Source organism: Candidatus Tisiphia endosymbiont of Ptychoptera albimana, from assembly GCF_964026605.1.
Classification (GTDB): Bacteria; Pseudomonadota; Alphaproteobacteria; order Rickettsiales; family Rickettsiaceae; genus Tisiphia.
This window is the reverse complement of sequence record NZ_OZ032164.1, coordinates 212,591-234,590: the sequence shown is the minus strand read 5'-3', so window position 1 is coordinate 234,590 and position 22,000 is coordinate 212,591. Positions and strand designations below refer to the sequence as shown.

General features: G+C 33.5%; 19 protein-coding genes and 1 pseudogene. 3 read left to right on the top strand and 17 right to left on the bottom strand.

The window, feature by feature from the left end:
- Nucleotides 1-118: 118 nt before the first annotated feature.
- From thrS to AAGD36_RS01105, 6 genes are all read right to left on the bottom strand, one after another.
- Nucleotides 119-2,032 carry a threonine--tRNA ligase gene (thrS, locus tag AAGD36_RS01130; RefSeq protein WP_341755577.1) on the bottom strand — a complete coding sequence of 638 codons (1,914 nt, stop codon included), beginning with the start codon at nt 2,030-2,032 and terminating at the stop codon, nt 119-121.
- Nucleotides 2,033-2,542: 510 nt separating this feature from the next.
- Nucleotides 2,543-5,515, bottom strand: coding sequence for a DEAD/DEAH box helicase (locus tag AAGD36_RS01125; RefSeq protein ID WP_341755576.1), 2,973 nt, complete (start codon nt 5,513-5,515; stop codon nt 2,543-2,545).
- A 241-nt stretch (nt 5,516-5,756) separates the two neighbouring features.
- Nucleotides 5,757-6,101 carry a hypothetical protein gene (locus AAGD36_RS01120; RefSeq protein WP_341755575.1) on the bottom strand — a complete coding sequence of 115 codons (345 nt, stop codon included), beginning with the start codon at nt 6,099-6,101 and terminating at the stop codon, nt 5,757-5,759.
- The gene (locus tag AAGD36_RS01115; RefSeq protein ID WP_341755574.1) at nt 6,101-7,120 is read right to left on the bottom strand and encodes a DNA cytosine methyltransferase; all 1,020 of its coding nucleotides are present in this window, start codon (nt 7,118-7,120) and stop codon (nt 6,101-6,103) included. The genes AAGD36_RS01120 and AAGD36_RS01115 overlap by 1 nt, the downstream gene beginning before the upstream one ends.
- Nucleotides 7,121-7,136: 16 nt before the next feature.
- The gene (gene leuS, locus AAGD36_RS01110; protein WP_341755573.1) at nt 7,137-9,656 is read right to left on the bottom strand and encodes a leucine--tRNA ligase; all 2,520 of its coding nucleotides are present in this window, start codon (nt 9,654-9,656) and stop codon (nt 7,137-7,139) included.
- A 38-nt stretch (nt 9,657-9,694) separates the two neighbouring features.
- Nucleotides 9,695-10,219, bottom strand: coding sequence for a DUF3576 domain-containing protein (locus AAGD36_RS01105; RefSeq protein ID WP_410521238.1), 525 nt, complete (start codon nt 10,217-10,219; stop codon nt 9,695-9,697).
- Between the two features lie 465 nt (nt 10,220-10,684).
- Between AAGD36_RS01105 and AAGD36_RS01100 the strand changes: the two genes are divergently transcribed.
- Entirely contained in the window at nt 10,685-11,311 is a 627-nt protein-coding gene (locus AAGD36_RS01100; RefSeq protein ID WP_341755572.1) for a dioxygenase, read from the top strand.
- Here AAGD36_RS01100 and AAGD36_RS01095 read toward each other — a convergent pair.
- On the bottom strand, nt 11,308-11,454 hold the full coding sequence (locus AAGD36_RS01095; RefSeq protein ID WP_341755571.1) for a hypothetical protein: 147 nt from the start codon (nt 11,452-11,454) through the stop codon (nt 11,308-11,310). The genes AAGD36_RS01100 and AAGD36_RS01095 overlap by 4 nt on opposite strands.
- Nucleotides 11,455-11,494: 40 nt before the next feature.
- On the opposite strand from AAGD36_RS01095, the gene AAGD36_RS01090 reads away from it, so the two are divergent.
- Together AAGD36_RS01090 and AAGD36_RS01085 are read left to right on the top strand one after the other, a co-directional pair.
- A complete protein-coding gene (locus AAGD36_RS01090) occupies nt 11,495-12,190 on the top strand; it encodes a TlpA disulfide reductase family protein (RefSeq protein ID WP_341755976.1) in 696 nt (231 codons plus the stop codon).
- A gap of 3 nt (nt 12,191-12,193) precedes the next feature.
- A complete protein-coding gene (locus tag AAGD36_RS01085; RefSeq protein WP_341755570.1) occupies nt 12,194-13,120 on the top strand; it encodes a S49 family peptidase in 927 nt (308 codons plus the stop codon).
- 93 nt (nt 13,121-13,213) lie between these two features.
- Here the strand turns inward: AAGD36_RS01085 and AAGD36_RS01080 are convergent, their stop codons facing one another.
- The 10 genes and pseudogenes from AAGD36_RS01080 to AAGD36_RS01035 form a co-directional block, all read right to left on the bottom strand.
- Nucleotides 13,214-13,954 carry a cytochrome c1 gene (locus AAGD36_RS01080; RefSeq protein WP_341755975.1) on the bottom strand — a complete coding sequence of 247 codons (741 nt, stop codon included), beginning with the start codon at nt 13,952-13,954 and terminating at the stop codon, nt 13,214-13,216.
- A gap of 311 nt (nt 13,955-14,265) precedes the next feature.
- Nucleotides 14,266-15,462 carry a cytochrome b/b6 gene (locus tag AAGD36_RS01075; protein WP_341755569.1) on the bottom strand — a complete coding sequence of 399 codons (1,197 nt, stop codon included), beginning with the start codon at nt 15,460-15,462 and terminating at the stop codon, nt 14,266-14,268.
- Between the two features lie 6 nt (nt 15,463-15,468).
- Nucleotides 15,469-15,996: a ubiquinol-cytochrome c reductase iron-sulfur subunit gene (gene petA, locus AAGD36_RS01070; RefSeq protein ID WP_341755568.1), complete on the bottom strand. Its 528-nt coding sequence runs from the start codon at nt 15,994-15,996 to the stop codon at nt 15,469-15,471.
- 336 nt (nt 15,997-16,332) lie between these two features.
- The gene (locus tag AAGD36_RS01065; RefSeq protein WP_341755567.1) at nt 16,333-16,764 is read right to left on the bottom strand and encodes a DUF2670 domain-containing protein; all 432 of its coding nucleotides are present in this window, start codon (nt 16,762-16,764) and stop codon (nt 16,333-16,335) included.
- Nucleotides 16,765-16,871: 107 nt separating this feature from the next.
- Complete coding sequence (locus tag AAGD36_RS01060; RefSeq protein ID WP_341755566.1) at nt 16,872-17,519, bottom strand: heme exporter protein CcmB; 648 nt, start codon at nt 17,517-17,519, stop codon at nt 16,872-16,874.
- Nucleotides 17,512-18,484: pseudogene (locus AAGD36_RS01055) on the bottom strand (DUF4040 domain-containing protein). Before AAGD36_RS01055 ends, AAGD36_RS01060 begins: the two are co-directional and overlap by 8 nt.
- A gap of 14 nt (nt 18,485-18,498) precedes the next feature.
- Nucleotides 18,499-18,786, bottom strand: coding sequence for a Na+/H+ antiporter subunit G (locus tag AAGD36_RS01050; protein ID WP_341755565.1), 288 nt, complete (start codon nt 18,784-18,786; stop codon nt 18,499-18,501).
- A 7-nt stretch (nt 18,787-18,793) separates the two neighbouring features.
- Nucleotides 18,794-20,251 carry an NADP-dependent isocitrate dehydrogenase gene (locus tag AAGD36_RS01045; protein ID WP_341755564.1) on the bottom strand — a complete coding sequence of 486 codons (1,458 nt, stop codon included), beginning with the start codon at nt 20,249-20,251 and terminating at the stop codon, nt 18,794-18,796.
- 20 nt (nt 20,252-20,271) lie between these two features.
- Entirely contained in the window at nt 20,272-20,937 is a 666-nt protein-coding gene (locus AAGD36_RS01040; protein ID WP_341755563.1) for an OmpH family outer membrane protein, read from the bottom strand.
- A gap of 99 nt (nt 20,938-21,036) precedes the next feature.
- Nucleotides 21,037-21,942: a PD-(D/E)XK nuclease family transposase gene (locus AAGD36_RS01035; protein ID WP_341755562.1), complete on the bottom strand. Its 906-nt coding sequence runs from the start codon at nt 21,940-21,942 to the stop codon at nt 21,037-21,039.
- Between the last annotated feature and the right edge of the window lie 58 nt (nt 21,943-22,000).

Sequence of the window (22,000 nt, the reverse complement as noted above, 5' to 3'; positions counted from 1 at the left end):
ATAAAAATTGTTATTAGTTATTGTTGTGTTTTTGTGTACTTTTTACACGTACGACACAGTTGCTTCCATTATACCCCTGGGATAAGAATTGACAAATTCTTATCCCAAATTCGCGTATTTATGTTAAATAGCGAATATTCTGATCTTTTACAAGCTTTACTAGATTTTGTAGAGAAATAATTTCCTGCTGATCTGATCCTAGTTGTCTTATAGTCACAGTATTATTTAGCATTTCTTGTTTACCAACAACGGCTATTATAGGTACTTTATTATTAGAAAAATAGCGTATTTTATAATTAATCTTTTCAGGCGAAATATCGACATCTGACCGTATTCCTTCACTAATCAACAATTTGTGTACTTCCAATGCATAGTCATTTAAGTCACTTGTAATGGTGGCAATAGCTACTTGTACAGGGGCTAACCATAAAGGAAAGCGTCCAGCATATTCTTCAATTAATATGCCTATAAACCGTTCAAAAGAACCAATTACAACTCTATGCAACATTACTGGTCTCTTTTTCTCACCGCTTACAGTAATATAATGAGCGTCAAGACGTTCCGGTAAAACAAAATCAACTTGCAGAGTGCCGCACTGCCATTCTCTACCTATTGAATCTTTAAGACAAAAGTCTAGTTTTGGTCCATAAAACGCACCATCACCGGGATTTAATATATAAGAATAACCGGCTTCTTTTACGGCATTTTTTAGAGCATTTTCTGCTTTATCCCAAACTTCATCGCTGCCAGCTCGTATTTTAGGACGATCTGAGAATTTAATTTTAATATCAGAAAAACCAAAATCCTTATAAACCTCGGTTAAGAGGCTAAAAAACTTTACTGTCTCACTGTTAATTTGTTCCTCAGTACAAAAAATATGTGCATCATCTTGTCGAAAAGCCTTTACTCTCATCAGACCATGCAATGCACCAGATGCTTCATTTCTATGACATAAACCAAATTCAGACATACGTAGTGGTAATTCTCGATAACTTTTGATACCCTGCTTAAAAATCTGCACATGACATGGACAATTCATTGGTTTCATGGCTAATGTTTTATCATCAGCAAGATTTAGAGCAAACATGTCCTCCCTAAATTTTTCCCAGTGACCAGAAGCTTCCCACAGGCTTTTATCAACAAGCACAGGAGTTTTCACCTCGATATATCCAGTTTTTCTGATTTTATTTCTGATATATTGCTCGATAATGCGATATATACTCCAACCTTTATCATGCCAAAATACCATACCTTGAGCTTCTTCCTGAAAGTGAAACAATCCAAGCTCTCGACCTAGTTTTCTGTGATCACGCTTTTCTGCCTCTTCAAGCATGTAAAGATAACTGTCTAACTGCTCTTTTGTTGCCCAAGCTGTCCCATAGATTCTTTGTAACATAGGATTTTTACTATCACCACGCCAATACGCTCCAGCCACTTTCATTAGTTTAAAATGTTTAATGAAGCCCGTTGACGGGCTATGCGGACCACGGCAGAGATCAACAAAGTTACCTTGGCGGTATAATGTAATCTCCTCACTTGCTGGAATCTCTGAAATTATCTCGGCTTTATAATGCTCGCCTATTGACTTAAAGAATTCTATGGCTTGATCGCGATTCCATACTTCTCTAGTGATATTTTCGTTTCTTTTGACGATTTCATGCATTTTTGCTTCTATCATCACCAAATCTTCCGGGGCAAACGGTTTATCTTTAGCAAAATCATAAAAAAAGCCATTTTCGATAGCTGGACCTATGGTCACTTGGACATTTGGAAATAATTCTTTAACTGCTTCTGCCGTTATATGAGCAGCATCATGGCGTATTACCTCTAAACATTCAGAATCTTTATAGGTTAGAATCCTCAAATTACAATCAGATTCTATAGGTAAACTTAAGTCCTTTAGTTCGTTATTTACTTCAACAACCAAAGCATTCTTTGCTAGAGAAGTAGAAATTTGACTAGCTATCTCCAATCCCGTAATATTTTTTTCAAATTGTTTTTGCGTTCTATCTGGAAAAGTAATAGTAATCATTTTATTTTATCTAATATTGTATCTAATTTTTAGTACCTTGCATATTAGCTTGTTAATAGTTTATATTCAACTTAATTTTTAGGTTGTGAAGGTTTCTATATTAATGATCGATTTCGTCTTGCCTATTTTTTTGTTTAAAGAATTGATAGTTTTTTTGTGGTCGTATTTCGGCAACTTTGGTGTAAGAGCAATAGAAAAGCAACAGAAAAGTTTTTGTGCAGAGTCACAGAATGTTCTAAATCCCTGATAAGTATCTGATAAGAGTGGTGAAATTTGAATCCGCGATACTCTTCCTGCGAAAGCAGGGGTGATATCACCCCTAATGGTGGTGATTACTTGAGCCTACTATTAATTTATTACATAGATACTTGAGGTTATTATAAATTAATATAGAGCCGTTTCAAACGGATTTTGCACAAAGTTATACAACATTTAAATCTAAAAATCTAAAGTCAAACGTTAAAAACAACTATCAATTAGCAACAAGTTGAAGCTGATGGGCTGAACACATCAATGTATTCTGCAGTCTAGTTCTCTGAATACTCCTGTTTCTTTCCATAAGCTCTTATTTCCTATAACATAGATAACTTCTTTAGCACGTGTAACTGCTACATTTAAGATATTAGGAGATTTACCTGCCCATATCCGAGTTTTATTTTGGTTTGGTGCTTGAGCCCCTAATACTAGAATTACTGCTTCAGCTTCTCGTCCTTGTACAGTGTGTATTGTTCCAATTCGTTCATTAAGCCAAAGATTCGTATCCGTAGTTATCCAAGAATCTAAAACATGATGATCTTTTATAATTTTGCGTAAATTACCTGCAACAAGTTTAAAAGGGCTTATAATATATAGGTTTGGGAATATTGAGGCACTCTTTAATTTATATAATAGTTCAACTACCTTTTTTCCTTCTTCTAGACACCATGTATCTAGTGCTTGACCTTGAACATCAAACCACATAGAAGGACCAAGACAGTTACGTATTGGAGAATTGTTGGGACTCTTTGCTTGTACCATTGAATTTCCGTAGGCAATTGCATTGGAAATACTAAACATAGGATCTGCACAACGCCTATGAACCAATAAAGGTACACCGACTAAACGACTCCCGTCTTTGGTATTAAATTCCGAAAAATATGAAGTTACAGTATCTGATAGGGTTTGAACTGATGCTTTTGGTGCATTAAAACGATTTGGGTCTACCAAAAATTGTTCACAGATACTTTTTGTTAAATTGTTAGGCAACGTAACCACTGGTTCTATCTGTAAAGGATCACCTGTAACTATAGCACGTTTTGTTCTCATTATAGCTCCTACAGCGGCTTGCGGTAAAGCCTGCCCAGCTTCGTCAATAAGAAGCCATCCAAGAGAATTTGTAGGGAGATCCTTTAACATTCTTCCTACAGATGCAAAAGTTGTTGATACACTAGGTACTACAAGGAAAAAAGATGACCATAAATCTGGCAAAAGTTCCACGGTTTTTTTATCTATTTCACTAGAAGAGCCACCAAAATTTCTCATCAGAACTCCAAGATTGTGACGTAAAGGTTTTGCTGCTGCATCTATAAAAGCTTTATGCAGCTTTATAGCAGAAATAAATACCTCATCGCGTAAGGATTGTGTTTGCGTGTCACACCATGGGGAAACTATATGCCTTTCTTCATGGGATTTTGAAAATAAATTATTATCAATAAAATGAGATCCAAGTTTGTTAGAAAATCTAGGTACAATTCTTTTTATATAATCAAAATGAACAAGCTTTTGGCTTTCTTTATGGGCGATCCTTTGCCCTTCTTTTTGCCAAGCACGAAATGAAGGAGTATTTAGAATACGCCAAATAACATGTGGTTTTGATTTATAATGTTCTAATAAAAGTTCTTCTAACGTTTGCCCCTGTTCTGATCCGCTTTCTAGATTTGCTAAATCTTGAACTAGATTTTTTATTTCCTGTAATTCAGCAAGTCTAGTTCGGCTTGCTTGTAATACATGTTTAAAATCTGTACTAGCTTGTCTCCAACGTCTTAAAGCATCACTGTGATTATGTGGGGGATCACTTTCTTCAATAATTCTCGGTTTTCTACGTTTAAGGATTTTGCCGGTTTTTGGATCTGTAATTTCAAATATCTGTGGTATTCCGCTTGCTTCTGCTAAATATGTTAAAAGCCCAAGATCATTATTCCACCAAAAATTATTACAATTAGCAATATTTCCAAGTACTGCTGAAATCAAACCCCAACTTTTGCATCCAAATACTAAATCAGATAGAACTGTAAAATAACGCAAATCATTCGCATCGTTTGCAATAGCTTTTAAACTAGGTAATTCAGCACTAATATTTTCAACAGCCTTATTGTTAGAAGATGCAATTAATATTTCAAAACCTTTTAGACTCTTATCTAATTTATAAAAATTTAACCAACTTTGTCCCGTTTTTATTTTGTGTCCTGAATCGGTAAAAGCTTTTTCAGGATCAGCAAACTTCAGTAACGCTTCTGCTCGCTCTGTAACTAATTTTGCAACAATATCACGTAATAAAGTTGTTTTTCCTGTTCCTGGTGGTCCATTAATTGCAAGAATTCCACTGTCTTTTAGTTCAGTCATGGATAAATTAACTACAGCCTGTTGAAGTAATACTAAAGGATATCGTCCTAATCCAGGCCATCTTGCTGTAGGAATGTTTTTGGGAGAAAGAATATTTTGTAAAACAGAAGTATCTAGGATATTATAACGCTTTAATGGGATATTCACACCTAAATACTGCAAGAGGTTTGTTTGAACATTTGGCTTTTGAATTAAACTACTAGCTTTAATTAGATCATTTAGGTAAAAGCTGTTAAGTAATAAAGTTTTAGTAGGGGTATCTTTTTTACTTGATTCATAAGTTTTGATAGCAAATTGTTTATTTACTAGTATTTCTGCTGGTATCTCAAAAGTATTAGTAAGGTAATTAAGAGCCTCATCTATTACTATTTTATTCAAGGGAAGCTTTTGACCATTTTTATCTCTTTTACACAAGATTGTTTCAAGAGCTATTTCGGTATCTTTTTCAGTTGATGACCATTTACCTAAGTTTTTAAGATTTCCTTTTAAAGCTTGAGGAGCACCCCATGCAAAACTTGAAATATTAACAGAACTGTCGTTTTTAATAAGATGGCCATATTGATCTACAATAATTACACCCATAATGGCTTCCCCTGATACATATTTTGCTTCTACATTTGTGTCACCATACTTTTTAGTTAGAGCGGAAAATACATTCTTAAGATTAATTGAACCTATTATTATTTGATAGAATAATTGGAGATAATGAGGCAATTGTTCGCCGCCATTCTCCCAAGGTAGTCTATTATCTAATAAAACAACTAATTCTTTATTTCCTCCTACTAAATCCTCTGGTTTTTTAAATGTTTGGGGCGTTAATATTTCCAAGACAGTCCAAGCTGATAAAACATTACATGCTTCTTGCGTAGTTAATTTTTTCATTTTATTAGCAATTTAATGTTCTAAGAAGTTTGTTGAGTTGTTTTTATGAAAGTACCCTAATTAGAGTACTTTCCAAGTTTTTGTATTAAACTTCTTACGTAACTTTATTACACAGTCCATTTTTAGTGTATTACTAAAACCTGAGAACACTAAGTTATTTTTCAAGTTTTTGGGAGGAATATTAGTAGAAAACCTTAAGGGGAGCTTTTTTTGTTACAAAATAGTCTCAATTACAAATTGCTTAATAATTGGTAGTAAATTGATCTTTTATAAGAGAAAGAAACTTTGGTTGTTTTTGTTCCTCGTATTCTTTTAAGAAATCATACATACCGGTTGGCAAAAAATTTTTATGTGCTAGGTTGCTAAATTTTTCCCAATGGAAAGTTAAGTGTTGTTCCTTTGATATTACTTCTTTATTTTTAGATAGGCTATGTGAATGTACTTTAAATACAAAAGACTGTTCATAAAATGCTTTCTCATTAATTTCTGAATAGGCATTTTCTGCAATTGGCATATTGGTTTGTAATTTAAGTACTAAACCCACTGCCCACTCAAAAGCTCTGCCATTATTTGTCTGCGTAGCCATTACCCCCCTAAATCTTCTCTAATTGATTTGGCTACCCAATATGCTAAATTTACTGGTACAGCATTACCAACCATTTTATAGCCATTTCTGATATTGGTATAAATGAACTCATAATCATCTGGAAATGTCTGAATTCGTGCACATTCTCGAACGGTTAATCTTCGATATTTGTTTTCATAACCAAGAGCGAACTTTCTCAACTCTTGTCCGTCAACTTTTATCATTTTAGGAGCTTGCGGATGAAATGGAATGTGCCTATCTGTTGCTAAAATAGTAAATGATTGCTCATCCCAACCTCGTACTCGATTTCTCGACATAAAAATTGGGGAATAACCAGAATCAATTAGCTCATGATTTTTAACTTTTTTGGTTGTTCCAACTTTTAGATCAGCTAGGTCACCTATCACCTGTTTTAAAGTAACTTTGTTTCCCAAAGGTTTAGGAAACTCAAATTTTTTGTTCAAAGATTTGTGATAGCCAATTATAAAAACACGCTCTCGATCTTGTGCCACACCATAGTCACTTGCTTTTAACAATTTCCAACTAACCTCATAGTTTTCTTTTTTGAACATATCTATGATATTCATAAAGGATTTAATATTTCTTGAATGGATTATTCCATGAACATTTTCTGCAACAAAAAACTTTGGTTGTACATGTCTAATAATCCTTATATATTCATGAAATAATTGACCTCTTAAATCGTCAATTCCACGCCTAGCCCCAGCTTCTGACCATGATTGACATGGCGGTCCACCAATGACACCAGTTGCACCAAATGGAATATCTTTATTTGGAATATCCAAAATAGAACGCCCATCAAACTTTGATTCAGGAAAGTAGTTTTGATAAGAAGGAGCAATTGTTTTGTCATATTCATTTGCCCAAATTGTCTTGAACCCAGCTTTTGCAAAACCAATATCCATACCACCTGCACCGGCAAATAACGAAACAAGCGTACTGTCTAACGCAGATTCTTTTTGTTTCGGTGTTTTAACAGTAGCATCTTTTATTAACATTTCCTTTCATCCTTATTCACACCACAATATTTACTATTTTCGAGGGTATTATGATAAATTTTTTAGGTTCTTTGCCGCTTAAATGTTTTTGTATCTCGGGTAATTGCATTACCATATTCTGAATCTCAATATTACTCGTTACATTAGCAAATTCGTGCGTAGCCCTTAGTTTACCATTAACTTGGATAGCCATGATATAAGATTCTAGTTCCAACAATGATTCATCGAAAGAAGGCCAGGAAGTTTGGTATAATCTTTCCTTATTGCCTAATTCTTGCCAAATTTCCTCTGTAATATGTGGAATAAATGGGTTAAGTAATATAATCAAGATGCTGAAACCTTCTTTAACACTATCAATATTAGCTTCCTTGCCCTTAGATATTTCATCTGACAACGCATTAAATAGTTCCCGCATCCTTGCTATGGCTTTATTTAGCTTAAACTCCCTTATTTCGCTGGTAACATGCTTAATAGTGTGATGAGTAAGCTTTGTTAGTTTATCCAGTCTATTTCTAGGAGTCTCTGTTATTTTATTATTAATTAGTATCTCAGCCATATTTTCTAACTTACTGATAAAACGGCTGCACCCTTCAAGACCATTTGCCGACCATTCACAATCTTTCTCTGGCGGACTATCGGAGAGTACAAATAGCCGGATAGCATCTGCACCATGGTTGGTCAATATTGACTCTAAATCCACGACATTCTTTTTGGATTTACTCATTTTTTCTATTCGCCCTTGAAATACTTCTTCTCCATTATTCTTATTAACCCACTTATTAGATTGTTTTGTTACTTCATTTGGGTATAACCAATTATTATTGCTATCTTTATAGGTAGCATGTAACACCATACCTTGAGTCAGCAAACTATTAAAGGGTTCACGAATACTAAGATAGCCTTGTTCGTTCATTACTTTAGTGAAAAACCTTGCATAAAGAAGATGCATTACTGCATGTTCAATCCCACCAATATACTGATCAACAGGTAACCAATAATCACAGGCTTGTTTGTCAGTCATATCTTTTGCATCTACATTACAATAACGGGTAAAATACCAAGAAGACTCAAAAAATGTATCTAACGTGTCAGTTTCACGAATAGCTGGTTTCTGACATTTTGGGCAATTAGTATGTTTCCAAGTAGAGTGTGAATCAAGAGGATTGCCATGGCCATCAAATGTAACATCGTTTGGTAAAGTTATAGGTAAGTCTTTTTCAGCTACTGGCACAGTTCCACAATCCGAGCAATAGATTATTGGAATAGGGCAACCCCAGTATCTTTGTCTTGACACTCCCCAGTCTTTCAGTCGGTAGTTAATGGTACGTTTGCCTAAACCACGTTTTTCAAGTTCTTCTATAGATTTTTGCTTAGCATCTTGGATAGCAAGATTATTCAAAAAATCTGAGTTGATCATGATACCATCACCAGTGTAAGATTCCGAGTGTACATCTATTGGAACATCCTTATTAATTACTACTTGCTTTATTGGTAATCCCATTTTCTTGGCTAATGCATGATCTCTTTCATCATGGGCTGGGCATCCAAAAACTGCTCCAGTCCCATAATCCATTAGTACAAAATTTGTTATTATCACAGGAATAATAATTGTAGGATCAAATGGGTGAATAGCAAAAAGGTCAGTAAATACCCCTTCTTTTTCAGCTTTATCTACTACAACATTAGTGTCTAATTGCGAACATTTTTCAATGAAAGATATTATAGCATCATTTTTATCTACTAATTGCTCAATTATTGGGTGGTTATAGGCTATCGCAACAAAGCTTGCTCCAAAGATAGTTTCTGGTCTAGTAGAAAACACTTCAATATTGGCATCATGATCCTGTATTTTAAAACTAAAATTTACTCCTTCCGATTTGCCTATCCATTTTTCCTGCATAGATTTAACAGAATCAGGCCAAGAGTCCAGTTTTGCAATTTCATTTAACAGTTCTTCAGCGTAATTAGTGATTCTTAGAAACCATTGTTTTAGCTGTCGTTTTTCAACTAAAGCACCCGAACGCCATCCACGACCATCTACTACTTGTTCGTTAGCTAACACAGTATTATCTACAGGATCCCAATTGACTAAAGATTCTTTTTGGTAGGCTAAACCTCTCTCATAGAGTTCTAAAAAGAATTTTTGTTCATGCTTATAATAATCCGGATCACAAGTTGTTATTTCTCGTGACCAATCATATGAAAAGCCAATGGATTTTAGCTGATCTCGCATAGTTGCGATGTTTGAATAAGTCCAGTCCTTAGGATTAGAGTTATTGTTAATGGCAGCATTCTCTGCTGGCAAGCCGAAAGCATCCCAACCCATAGGATGTAATACGTTATAGCCTTGTAATTTCATAAAACGAGCTATGCAATCTCCGATAGAATAGTTACGCAAATGCCCGACATGAATCTTTCCAGAAGGGTATGGTAACATTTCAAGTACGTAATATTTAGGCTTGTCGCTATTGTTTGTTGCAGCAAAAGCTTTTTCCTCAAGCCAAATTCTTTGCCATTTCTTTTCAATATCTCTCATAATTTGTATCGTAAACTATCCTTATTGTAGCAAGTATATCATTCTTTTCTTTCAGCACTAATATATAATTCTCTAGATTTTCTTAAAATTTTATCTTCTATGCTATTAGCTAGGTCTGAAGTAGTATGATTGTCTAGCCAATTACCATTTTTAAGTGTTTGTTCAAATATTTTTACTTGGATGGCATCCGGACTAATAACGTTATCTTTAATAAAAATATTTATTTTAAATCGAAAATTTGTTTGTCCTTTTGGACTATACCATTCAGTAATAATGACTCCACCGACTGAATCGGTTGAAGCAAGAGGCACAAAACTTAAAGTTTCTATAGAAGCTTGCCATAAATATTTATTAACGTTACAGCCTACAGTTTTGGTAGATTCATTTTTGATTCTACTTGGTCTAAACACCAAGCCTTCTCCTCCAACTATTGACCCGATTTCATCCATCTTTCTTTCTTGCACAGTTTTGGGATAGTCTCTATTCTTTGCAATTGTGGAAGTTGGAAAAAGAAATAAAGCTAACATTGTGCCAATAATAGTTTGTTTTAAGTGTGTTTTCATAAATGATTTTATTTTTTACTATTTCAAGTAGTTTAGCTTTAGTGTACCATAAGAACAACGTGATGTAAAGGATAGCCCTGTTCTTTAAATTAACAAAATAAATATAATGTAACCTCAACTTCGGATTAATTTGATTAATCCGAAATTGGAATGAGAATGTAAACAATCAGGCTTAAAGTGCTTTGACGCCTGATTGTTAAATATTTCATTTGCTAATAATCTTATTTTTATACCAATAAAAATAAGATTATTAGCGATAATAGATTAAAATGTATTTATAGTAAGTGCTTCAAGAATGTATTTTTCTGATATTATAGCCAATTTTGGATTAAAATTTTTAATTTTAATCCAAAACTGAGGTTAATATAGTTGTAAAAGAATAAAGGATACGATAATTTAAATCTCTATAAGAAAATTTGGAATATCCATCTTCTAATAGGAGTTGTTAAACATAAATGGTAAAAAATGAAAAATTTGTTATTTTTAATCTGTTTGTATTCCACTATTGCTATAGCCAGTGAATCTAAGTTTTACCCTAATAAGCTTAATTGTTGTAAGATCAGTAAGAGTACAATGAATGATTACGAACCGGAAGAATTCCAATTATCCAATAACTTACTTAGAAAGACAGGACAACAAGCAGTCTATCGTGGTACAAAAATTATAGTAAAGGGTAGATTATTAGACCAAGATTGCGTTCCAGTAGCAGATGCAAAAATATATTTATGGCAGGTTGGAAGTGACGGAAAATATCCATACATACCACTTCGTACTCGTATCAATAAAAAGATGCTAAACCTTGTAAGTAAATCAAGTTTTACCGGATCTGGCATTGCTACTACTAATAATAAAGGAGAATTTTATTTTATTACTATATATCCTAGTGGAATTTTGCGTGAAACGCCTAATGTAAACATTAGAGTCAACCACCTAATTCTTGGACAGCTACAAACAAAGCTATATTTATCTAATTCAAGGGTTAATTTAGAAAATTGCGGAGAAGTTAGTCATGCTTTGTCCACTGCACTAGATGGCATTAAAACGTATGAATTTGACGTAGTAATGCTGGGACGAACTTTCAAAAGATATTAATGTTTTGAATTTTCACACCCTCCGCAACAATCTTCTGCAACTGGATTTTCTGAAGGGGGGTTTTCTAATGGTTTTTTTAATCCACAAGAAGTTAAGATTAAGCAGCTTAATAATATTAGAGGTAAAAAAATATTGTTTTTCATGATGATCAATAAATTAATTGGAAATATATTTGTTATTTATATGCATATTAGAAAATATAGTAAACGATTTTTTTTGATTGTAACATATTTGTTGATCAGCACTAATAGTTTTGCATTAGATCAGATCAAATCAGGTGTTAAAATGCTTGATTTATCTAGTGTTCCTGATACGGTGGTTTTCTTTGATGATAAAGGAGAAAAATATTCTCTTGATAATTTTGAAGGAAAAACGATATTATTGGTATTTTGGGCAACATGGTGTGCATCTTGTATTAAAGAAATGCCGGATTTAGATGTATTGCAAAAAGATTTTAGAAAGTTGCCATTTGCAATAATCCCTGTATCACAAGACTATCAAGGAATAGAAATTATCCAAAAATATTATAAAGATTATGATATAAGATATCTGCCAATTTACCATGATTTTAAGAATCAACTATTTAAAGCTTTTTCAATAGTTGGTCTACCAACTGCTATTCTAATTAATCCAGATGGAAAAATGTTAGTAAGTTTTGTTGGTACTATTAATTGGTATGATGAAGAAATTCGCAATATTATTTTGTCAAATATTCCTGGAAACCACCCAGAACCTAAAAATAGTTACCGGGAACAAACGCTTAATCAACCGGTTAATAAACAGTTAAAGGCTGAAGAGCAGGAAAACAAAGATGAAAAACCAAAAATACAACAGAATAATGAGGAAAATAATGCTTCTAAAAACGATAATAAGGAGTAACTAATGTACATAGAACATAATAAAAGTTTAATTGCTGAGGCAAAATTTGATCAGGTAATTGCTAAACGTCAAATAGGTAAGTTAGATCAATTACTTTCATTACTACCTAGAATAGGTTCTAAGGCATCAAAGCCGGTAATTGCTGTTCTTCGCCTTAGTGGGGTTATAGGTAAAGTAAGCCCAGTAAAATCAGGGCTTAGCATAGAATCGCTACATGAGTTAATTGACAAAGCTTTTGAGATCAAAAATCTTAAAGCTTTGTGTTTAACTATCAATTCTCCAGGTGGTTCACCTGTACAATCTGAACTGATTAGCAAACGTATAAGGTCATTAGCTGAGGAAAAGAAAATACCAATTTATAGTTTTGTAGAAGATGTAGCAGCATCTGGTGGATATTGGCTTGCTTGTATTGGTGACCAAATATATGCATCTAAGAGTTCAATTATTGGTAGTATAGGGGTGGTTTCGGCTGGTTTTGGTTTTCCTGTGGCTATCAATAAGCTTGGAGTAGAAAGGAGGGTTTATGCAGAAGGTAAAAATAAATCTATTCTCGATCCATTTCAACCAGTGCAAGAAGAAGATATTGAAATTATTAAGCATATACAAAAACAGATTCACGAGCATTTTATAGATCATGTTAAGGAGCGTCGTATTGGTAAGTTAACGCAAGAAGATGATATTTTATTTAATGGAGCATTTTGGTCTGGGGAAACTGCTGTTGATTTTGGTTTAATTGATGGTATAGATGATATGTATAGTTTTATAAAACAGAAATATGGTGATGTAACTATTAAATATATATCTGCTAAACAATCGTGGCTTAAGAAGAGGTTGGGTATGGTAAGGCAAGATTTCGTGCAAGAATTCTCTGATACATTGATTGAATCGGTAGAGAATAAGATTACTTATGATAGGTTTAATATGCGGTAATTTACGCGAATTCAGGATAACTAGGTTCTTATATCTTAAAACATGTTATAAGTAGTTATAACATGTTTTAAGATATAAGAACCTAAAGATTTGTTATTTATACTCTTCTGTTTCTAGATTCTTCCAAATTCTATTTTTAGAGATATAGAAGAAAATTATAAAAATTACTAAGAACATCGTCACTTTCAAACCCATGGATTTACGGTTTTCCATTTCAGGTTCAGCAGCCCATTGTAAAAATATCGTAACATCCATAGCCATTTGTTCGACTGATGAATTTGTTCCGTCTATATACTTTACTTGTCCATCTGACAAAGGAGCTGGCATGGCAATCTGACTATGTGGAAAATATGGGTTGTAATTTAATCCTGGCATTAGTTTAAAATTTTCAGGAGGATCACTATAACCAGTGAGTATAGAATATAAATAATTTGCTCCATCAGGTCTTGCTTTGATAATCAAGGATAAATCAGGTGGGTCTGCTCCATTGTTAGCAGCTCTTGCTGCTTGTTCATTAGGGTAGGGACGAACAAATGGATCGGAGGGTAGGGCAGGTCTTTCAAACATTTCTCCTGCATCATTTGGACCATCTTGTACAGTATAATTTTTGGCTATTTCTTTAATTTCTTCATCTGAAAATCCTAGCTCTTTAAGATTACGATAATATAAATTATAAAGACCATGACACACGCTACATACTTCTTTATATACTTGGAAGCCACGCTGTGCAGCTTTCCTATCAACGCTAGCAAAAACTCCATCAAATGGCCAAGCAATCTTTTTTGTAGGTAGTGCATCGTTATTGGCAGTAACAATATTTGATATTAACAAAATTAATAGACTTACTGCATAAGTCAATCTAGTTGGTGATTTTGTCGTCGAAACTCGCCTCCGCTCCTCACGTACGTCTGTGTACGCTGCGGTGCTCGGCTTCGTTTCTCCTAAAAATCCCTCAACTATCTTTGATTTATGCAGCAAGTCTAATAAACACAGGAAAAATTTGATACTTATGTCGTTGCGAGTAGGCATAAGCCAACGAAGCAATCCATTCCTAATCATTCCTTTGGATTGCTTCATCGCTACTAAAGTAGCTCCTCGCAATGACGGAGTAATGTTAATTGGGTTAGCCATAATTTTCTGATCTTTCATATAGAATCCGGTAATGGCAGAGTTTTTTCATACTTGCTAATTAGTGGCACTGCAATGAGAAAATGAAAGAAATAGTAAGTAGCAGCAAATCGACTTAAGGTAATATAAGGTTCTTCTGCTGGTTGTCCTCCAAGATATCCAAGTACCAAACAATCAAATATGAACAGCCAAAAAGCTATGCGGAACATTGGTCTATAATTGCTACTCCTAACTTTTGAGCTATCAAGCCAAGGTAAGACAAATAATAGCAAAATACTAGAAAACATCAATATTACCCCGCCTAGCTTTGATGGTACTGCCCGTAAAATGGCATAAAATGGCAGAAAATACCATTCTGGAACTATATGAGCCGGAGTAACTAAAGGGTTAGCTGGTATGTAATTGTCAGGATGCCCTAGATAATTTGGTTGGTAAAAGACAAAAAAGGCAAATATTAAAAAGTAAACACCGAATCCAACGAAGTCCTTTACCGTATAATACGGATGAAAAGGAATAGTATCTTTAGATGACTTAACATCGATCCCTTTAGGGTTATTTGATCCATGAATATGTAGTGCTACTAAATGGAGTAGTACTAAAGCCACTATGATAAACGGCAATAAATAATGTAAAGCAAAGAATCTGTTAAGTGTAGGGTTATCAACTGAAAATCCTCCCCAAAGCCAAGTAACTATCGATTTGCCAATAATAGGTATAGCTGAAAATAAATTGGTGATTACAGTTGCTCCCCAGTAGCTCATTTGTCCCCAAGGTAGTACATATCCCATGAATGCAGTAGCCATCATGGTAAGAAAAATTATTATACCTATATGCCACAATAATTCTCTAGGTTTTTTGTATGACCCATAATATAACCCTCTACAGATGTGTAGATAAACTGCAGCAAAAAACATTGATGCTCCAACTGAATGTATATAACGTATTAACCAGCCGTAATTGACATTACGCATAATTTTTTCAACACTCTCAAAGGCGTAATCAACATGAGGAGTGTAATGCATAGCTAAAATAATGCCAGTGATTATCTGAATTACTAAAGCGATACCAGCTATTGACCCTAAGTTCCATAGGTAACTTAAGTTTTTGGGTGTTTGGTATTCGCCTAAATGTTTAAGGAATGAGAAAATAGGTAGCCGATAGTCTATCCATTCTATAATGGGGTTTGATTTTTTAGGATCATTAGTTTCATTCATAAATAACTATCCGATTTTAATTTTTGTATCGGAAATAAACTCATATGGTGGGACAGCCAAATTTAAAGGAGCTGGTCCTTTACGAACACGACCAGATGAGTCGTATTGAGAGCCGTGGCATGGACAAAACCAGCCATCATAATCACCCTGATTGGCAAGCGGTACACAACCTAAATGTGTACAAATGCCTATAGTTACCAACCACTTATCATGCCCAGATTTTACTCTGTCTTGGTCAAGTTCAGGGTCTATTAACTCGGAAAGGTTTACATTTCTTGCTTCAGCAATTTTCTCTGGAGTTCTATTAGTAATAAAAACCGGTTTACCTTGCCATTTAACAGTAAGAGTTTGACCTGGTTGGATGTGAGATAAATCCACTTCTATTGAAGATAGGGCAAGAACATCCGCTGAAGGGTTGAATGAATCAACAAGAGGGTAGGTAGCACATGCAGCTCCAACCACAACCATACTGCTGGCAGTTAAGGTTATAAAATCCCTACGAGTTGCCTTATCATAATCATTAGTATTTGACATAAACTGACTAGTATACCTCTTCTACTTCAATAGTTGTTTTCACAACTACTTGAAGTAGGGAATTATTTTATAATGAGTGCAACTATAGAAGCTAGGTTCTATAGTAGTGGCTTTCACTTTTTGCACAAACTTGATATTTATTATTATATTTAATATAATAGACTACTGGAAAAGTAACAAAAAATCAAGGGTAGCTTCAGCAATTCAACAATTAACAGTGAAGTATTACCCTAATTTTGCTTATAAGGAAAAATGCATTCTTAAAGCGGCTAACACGAATGCATTTTAAACCTTTCTAAAGCTAAAAACATGATTTTAGCCAAATATTAATTTGGTTTATTTACCATCACTATCTGTAGAATCGCTAGGAGAATCATAAGGATTACGATAAGGAAGCATTTCCGGTACAGTTCCGTCTTTAGGTAGTAACTTATTTAATCCCTCCTCTAAAACTTTTTCACCTGTTTCTTTTTCTCTAATCTCGTATTTTGGCGGGTCTCCTAAACATTTCCAAAAATTGGTTAAGCTCTCAAAGTTGGGACCTAATTTTGTAGTACAGTTTTGTGCAATTGATTTAGATGTATCAAGAATTTCAATTGTAGCATTGGTCATATATTTTATAAATCCAATTTGTTCAAGACCCTTGGCTACCCAAAATAATACTATCAAAGAGGCAACTGCTATCATAAAGTACCATTTAGCTATGATACTCCATAAAAACACCCCCATAGGGTTAGCTGCTATTAGTCTTCTTAAAGCTTGCCACATATATAACTACCAAAAAATGGTTAAAAAACTACGACTAAATTACATGAATAATAAAAAAATAACAATTTTTTTATTAGTGCAGGGGTCAGTATGGTGTATAATAAAAATTAAATGTTGTAAATATTCTTAATTAGATATGATGAGAGATAAAATATGGTTGGTAAAAGAAGCATATTGATACCAATCATAACAAAAATTAGGCTTATATTCTCAAGATTTTGTAAAACAAGACCGGTAAGTATTATGTTGGGTATTAATAGTGGCATGATTAATATTGCTAGCATGTTAGTATTTGACCTAAAATAGCTTTGAATAGATCCAATTAAAACTAGTAGGCTACTGGACAATGTTAATAGCAAAGTTAGAGTGATAAAAAGATAGGTTACTGTTATTAGATCAAGATCAAAAATAATATAAATTATCGGGATATTTAATAAAGAGCTAGTAAGCGAACTAAAAAATATAGCAAATAATTTAGATGTAACAATCTCACTCTCACTGAAACTGGATAATAGTAGCTCTAAACTTCCATCTTCCACATCTTGCTTTAATATTAGACTAGAGAAGCCAATTAGAGCTATTGGTAAAAAAATTACTGAAAAAATAACCCCAAATTTCTTAATATCTGCTTGGTCATTGATTAAAGCCGTGCTGAAAATACAAAATAAAAAAAATATAAATAGATATTTGCTAAGATTATTAATACGATTTTGAATTAAATATTCCCATTTTATTAGCTGTACTAGTTTATGCATATTTCATTATGGAATATATTAAACACATAACCGATGCAACGCAAAGTCCAACGCCAATTTCAATGATAAAAATACCAATATGTTGAGCTAATAATTTATCATTTGCAAGAGAATAGTAGTTTAAGTAATTATCATCAAATAATATTGATATCATACCGGTCATGGCATAGATAAGTACCCCGATAGTAGCCATACCAACTAGTAAATCAGTAGAAAAATATTGTTTTAATTTGAACTGACCATGAACTAAATCAAAACCAATTATCATAGAAGCAAATATAGCCCCAGCTTGGAATCCGCCTCCTGGTGATGCATCACCATTAATTTGAATATATAGACAATATAAAAATATATAAGGTAAGATAAAAAGAGTAGAATGTTTTATAATGATAAAATCTTTAAGCATGTTCATTACTTTTTTGTGAAAATAGCAATAATACCGATATTCCAGCAATTAAAATAACTGCCGTTTCTCCAAGAGTATCATAACCTCTGTAACTAGCTAGTAGTGCTGCTACAAAAGAGGGAATACCAATATCACTTTTAGTATTTTCAATATAATATTTGGTTAAGTGACTTTGCATAGGAGAATCTATATATCCATATTCTAGTAAATCAAGTCCTGCAAAGCTAAATGTTACTATGAATATTAAACATATAATTGATGAACTTATTACTCGTGTTGGTTTAAGATCACATTTCTGTATGTCTTGCAATCTAGTAAGAAAGCTTAGGAAAACACAGCTAGACAAACAGCTACCTAGAGCTACTTCAGTCATTGCCACGTCTGGAGCGTCCATAAGAAGATATGATAAACCAATAAGTAAGCTAAAACTAGAATTTATTACTACTATTTCTAATAAAGAATTACAAAATATAATCTTAATTGATACTATGGCAAGCATTATAAGGATTACCATAAGCAACCAGCTAGCTAGTTGAAAATTTATTATTTCTAGTATCATAAATAAACAATCAATTATTTTAGGTTAGTTTTTCCTAATAAAGCAGCCTTGCCAATTGCATGAGTAGATACCGGGTTTAATATTAAAATCAATATGGCAGCAAAAACTAATTTAAAAGAGCTAGTAAAATCATGTTGTAAAAAGGCAAGGCCAACAAGGGATAAAGGTACTCCACAACATTCAATTACACTGGCAGCATGAATTTTTGTATAAAAGTCAGGAAACCTGAACAGTCCAACAATACCAGAAAATATTGCTATAATTCCGAGTAAGATTAATCCATAACCAATAACAAAAAACATAAATATTCTATTCTCCTTGAGCAAGCGAGTAACCCGCTTTCCCATCAAATTCAAATAGATTCTCAATTTTAATAAAATCTATTTTTGCCTGGCTTAGCGATTCAAGTAAATGGACTATAGATGAATGGGTTATTTTTTCTCCATCCTTCTTTGCCATAAAACGGCAACACCAATGATCTGATAATAATTCAAACCTCTCATCCCTAGGCCATAATTTAAGTCCCATGGAAGATACGGTTTTTAATTCTAAGTCACCTAAACTGACAGTTTGAATTTTTTCTGCTACCTCATGAGCAGTCAAAGCTGTCATTTGTATAAATATATCACTACCTACCAATTCTTTAACTTCTTTACTATTAATCGAATATATCTGCTCAGTAGTCTGTTGTTGAGCAGCTGGAGATGAATATTCGTTTGCTTTGAGGGTAGAAGGTTTTGAGCCTAGTCTTTTTACTACTTCATCAGCAAATTCCTTAGTACCAACTTTTTTGCTAGATATTTCTTCATTGTAAATGTCTCCAGTATGGACTCCGTCCTCAATGGTTTTTTTCCAGGCATTTTCTATTAGTGTAGCAATATCCTGTTGCCCGATATGAATTAGCATCATAATTGCTGCGTTAAGTAAACCAGAAGGATTAGCTAGGTTGCGACCGGCAATATCTGGGGCAGAGCCATGTACAGCTTCAAATAAAGCATAATTTTGACCTATATTAGCAGAGCCAGCGAGTCCTACCGAACCAGAAATTTCTGCAGATACGTCCGATATAATATCACCATACAGATTTGAAGTTACAACGACGTCAAATAATTCTGGCTGAGCTGCTAGTCTTGCAGTACCGATATCTATAAGGTAATAGTCACTTTGAATTTGCTTATATTCATTAGCAATTTCCTCAAAAACTTTATGAAAAATCCCATCAGACAGTTTCATAATATTATCTTTACTGAAACATGTGACCTTTTTACGATTGTTCTTTATCGCATACTCAAAAGCATATCTAATAATTCTTTCACTACCAACCCGGCTAATTAGTTTAAGAGACTCATAAACATTGTGAGTCTGACGATATTCGATGCCTGCATATAAATCTTCAACATTTTCCCGTACTATAACCACGTTTAGATTTGGATGCAGTGTCTTAACAAAAGGAGCATAAGAAATAGCAGGGCGAATATTGGCATAAAGAGATAGGGCTTTTCTAAGAGTTACATTTAAGCTTTTATACCCACCACCTAGAGGAGTGGTAATAGGAGCTTTTAGAAGCACCTTAGTTCTTGCTAATGATTGCCAAGTATCTTCTGCTATCCCTGAGGTATAGTGCTTTTGGTATAATTTTTCTCCTACTTCCACTACCTCTATACGTATTCTTGCTTCAGCTTCTTTTAAAATATACAGTACTGCTTGCATTATTTCTGGACCTATACCATCACCATAAGCTACTGTAATAGGAGTAAATTCTGTCATTGATAAACCTCTATAACAAATTATTCGTATTTAATTGTAACATGTTTTAATTTATTATTTAGTTCTGCTATCACTTCTTGCGTAATATTTAGACTATTTTTAGCAAATAAAATTTGAGTACTAGGTATAACTAGATCAAGATTATACTTTTCTGCTAAAGTACTTATAATTTTTGTTATTGCTTCTTGTACTTTCCCTATACCCTCAGCATGGGCTTGCTCAAGTCGTACTTTTCTATCTCGTATTTCTTTTTGTGCTATATTTATTTTCTTTTCAAAAAGACTAAATTCTTGTTCAAAAGCTGATTCACTTAAAGAATTACGTTTTCCCATTAATAGATTTTCTATTTCTTTTAGTTCTCCATCCTTCTTTGATAGATCTTGTCGAATTTTTTCGCTTATTTGGTCTACAGATTTTCTTATAGACTGGATTGCTACAGAATGTTCTAGAATAGAGTGTATATCTACAATAGCAATCCTTGTTGCAAATCTATTTTCAATATTTGTATTGGAAGCATGAATAGTTGAATAGCTGTTAATTATTAAACAAAATATTATTGTTAACCAACTATGACATCGTTTTGACCACATAACTATCATACTAATGTTAGTGTTTTTGATCCACATAGATATTTTCTCTTCTAAATTCTTCAATTTTTTGCAGTATATACCAAAAATTTCTTCCACTAATATGTTTTTACAAAAATAATATCTTTTTTAACTTTCAACAGTTATGAACAACGGTCGTTCTATTTTTCCAATACAGCAATTCAATACCCTTCCTATTTAATTTTCGTCAAGTACAGTAGTTGTGTCCTCAGCCAAATTCTCACGTAGCACTTCTATTTCTTCTATGGATAGTTCTATTATTCTACTTATAGTTTCTATAGAAAAATTTTCTTTTAGCATTTTTTTTGCCATTGCTATTTTTTCTTCAGCTCTACCTTCAGTTCTAGCTGCAACTATATAATCACGTTCTTTTAGCGATTCATTGACATAATTCTGATAGTGCTGACGTTCTTCTGGAGTCATTTTTAGAACACTCAGACGTTCTGCTACTTTCTTCATATAAGGCGACTTAAAATCATCTTTAACCTCAGAATGTTTGGCAAAATATAACCACTCATCCAACTCATCTTTTATAATACCATCAAAAAGCGGTACGGAAATAACAAAATATTCAGGAAATACATTGTGAACATCAAAAAACCTACAACCCATATCAGCAAGATGTAAGTCTACTGGATGTTCCCTGTCCATTTTTCTAAATATAGTCTGACCGTGATATAATGGAGAGCTTATATCGCTCAACACAAAATATATTAAGTTGATATGAAATATTTTTTTGATATCACTATAATCCTGATCTGAGCTGATATTATCAACAATCAACCGACAACTATTAAAGCAAGCTTTGTGGAGAAAAGTGTGGGTAGTTGAACGATCTATTCCCACAATATATTTATGACCTTGCTGGTCTTCAACGATAACGTCAGCTACGCTTTTCTTTAAGTCTTTACGTTCTTTATTACTCTTACTCTCTAGTAAAGCGGTAATTTTTACTGGTAAGTAACCAGCATCTTTAAGTATAGCCGAAATAAAGCCCTCGACTATTTCATAATCACCTTTATCTTTGAGTAGATATTTAATCGCATAGTCTAACGATACCAATGTTTTACTATTCGTACTCATAAGCTATCCTCATTATAAATTTCCTTCAATATCATCAACTCCATCATCTCTAGACGCT

Coding starts and splice junctions, on each gene's coding strand:
- thrS (WP_341755577.1), bottom strand. CDS start 2,032: ATGATTACTATTACTTTTCCAGATAGAACGCAAAAACAATTTGAAAAA.
- AAGD36_RS01125 (WP_341755576.1), bottom strand. CDS start 5,515: ATGAAAAAATTAACTACGCAAGAAGCATGTAATGTTTTATCAGCTTGG.
- AAGD36_RS01120 (WP_341755575.1), bottom strand. CDS start 6,101: ATGGCTACGCAGACAAATAATGGCAGAGCTTTTGAGTGGGCAGTGGGT.
- AAGD36_RS01115 (WP_341755574.1), bottom strand. CDS start 7,120: ATGTTAATAAAAGATGCTACTGTTAAAACACCGAAACAAAAAGAATCT.
- leuS (WP_341755573.1), bottom strand. CDS start 9,656: ATGAGAGATATTGAAAAGAAATGGCAAAGAATTTGGCTTGAGGAAAAA.
- AAGD36_RS01105 (WP_410521238.1), bottom strand. CDS start 10,219: ATGAAAACACACTTAAAACAAACTATTATTGGCACAATGTTAGCTTTA.
- AAGD36_RS01100 (WP_341755572.1), top strand. CDS start 10,685: ATGAAAAATTTGTTATTTTTAATCTGTTTGTATTCCACTATTGCTATA.
- AAGD36_RS01095 (WP_341755571.1), bottom strand. CDS start 11,454: ATGAAAAACAATATTTTTTTACCTCTAATATTATTAAGCTGCTTAATC.
- AAGD36_RS01090 (WP_341755976.1), top strand. CDS start 11,495: ATGCATATTAGAAAATATAGTAAACGATTTTTTTTGATTGTAACATAT.
- AAGD36_RS01085 (WP_341755570.1), top strand. CDS start 12,194: ATGTACATAGAACATAATAAAAGTTTAATTGCTGAGGCAAAATTTGAT.
- AAGD36_RS01075 (WP_341755569.1), bottom strand. CDS start 15,462: ATGAATGAAACTAATGATCCTAAAAAATCAAACCCCATTATAGAATGG.
- petA (WP_341755568.1), bottom strand. CDS start 15,996: ATGTCAAATACTAATGATTATGATAAGGCAACTCGTAGGGATTTTATA.
- AAGD36_RS01065 (WP_341755567.1), bottom strand. CDS start 16,764: ATGTGGCAAGCTTTAAGAAGACTAATAGCAGCTAACCCTATGGGGGTG.
- AAGD36_RS01060 (WP_341755566.1), bottom strand. CDS start 17,519: ATGCATAAACTAGTACAGCTAATAAAATGGGAATATTTAATTCAAAAT.
- AAGD36_RS01050 (WP_341755565.1), bottom strand. CDS start 18,786: ATGTTTTTTGTTATTGGTTATGGATTAATCTTACTCGGAATTATAGCA.
- AAGD36_RS01045 (WP_341755564.1), bottom strand. CDS start 20,251: ATGACAGAATTTACTCCTATTACAGTAGCTTATGGTGATGGTATAGGT.
- AAGD36_RS01035 (WP_341755562.1), bottom strand. CDS start 21,942: ATGAGTACGAATAGTAAAACATTGGTATCGTTAGACTATGCGATTAAA.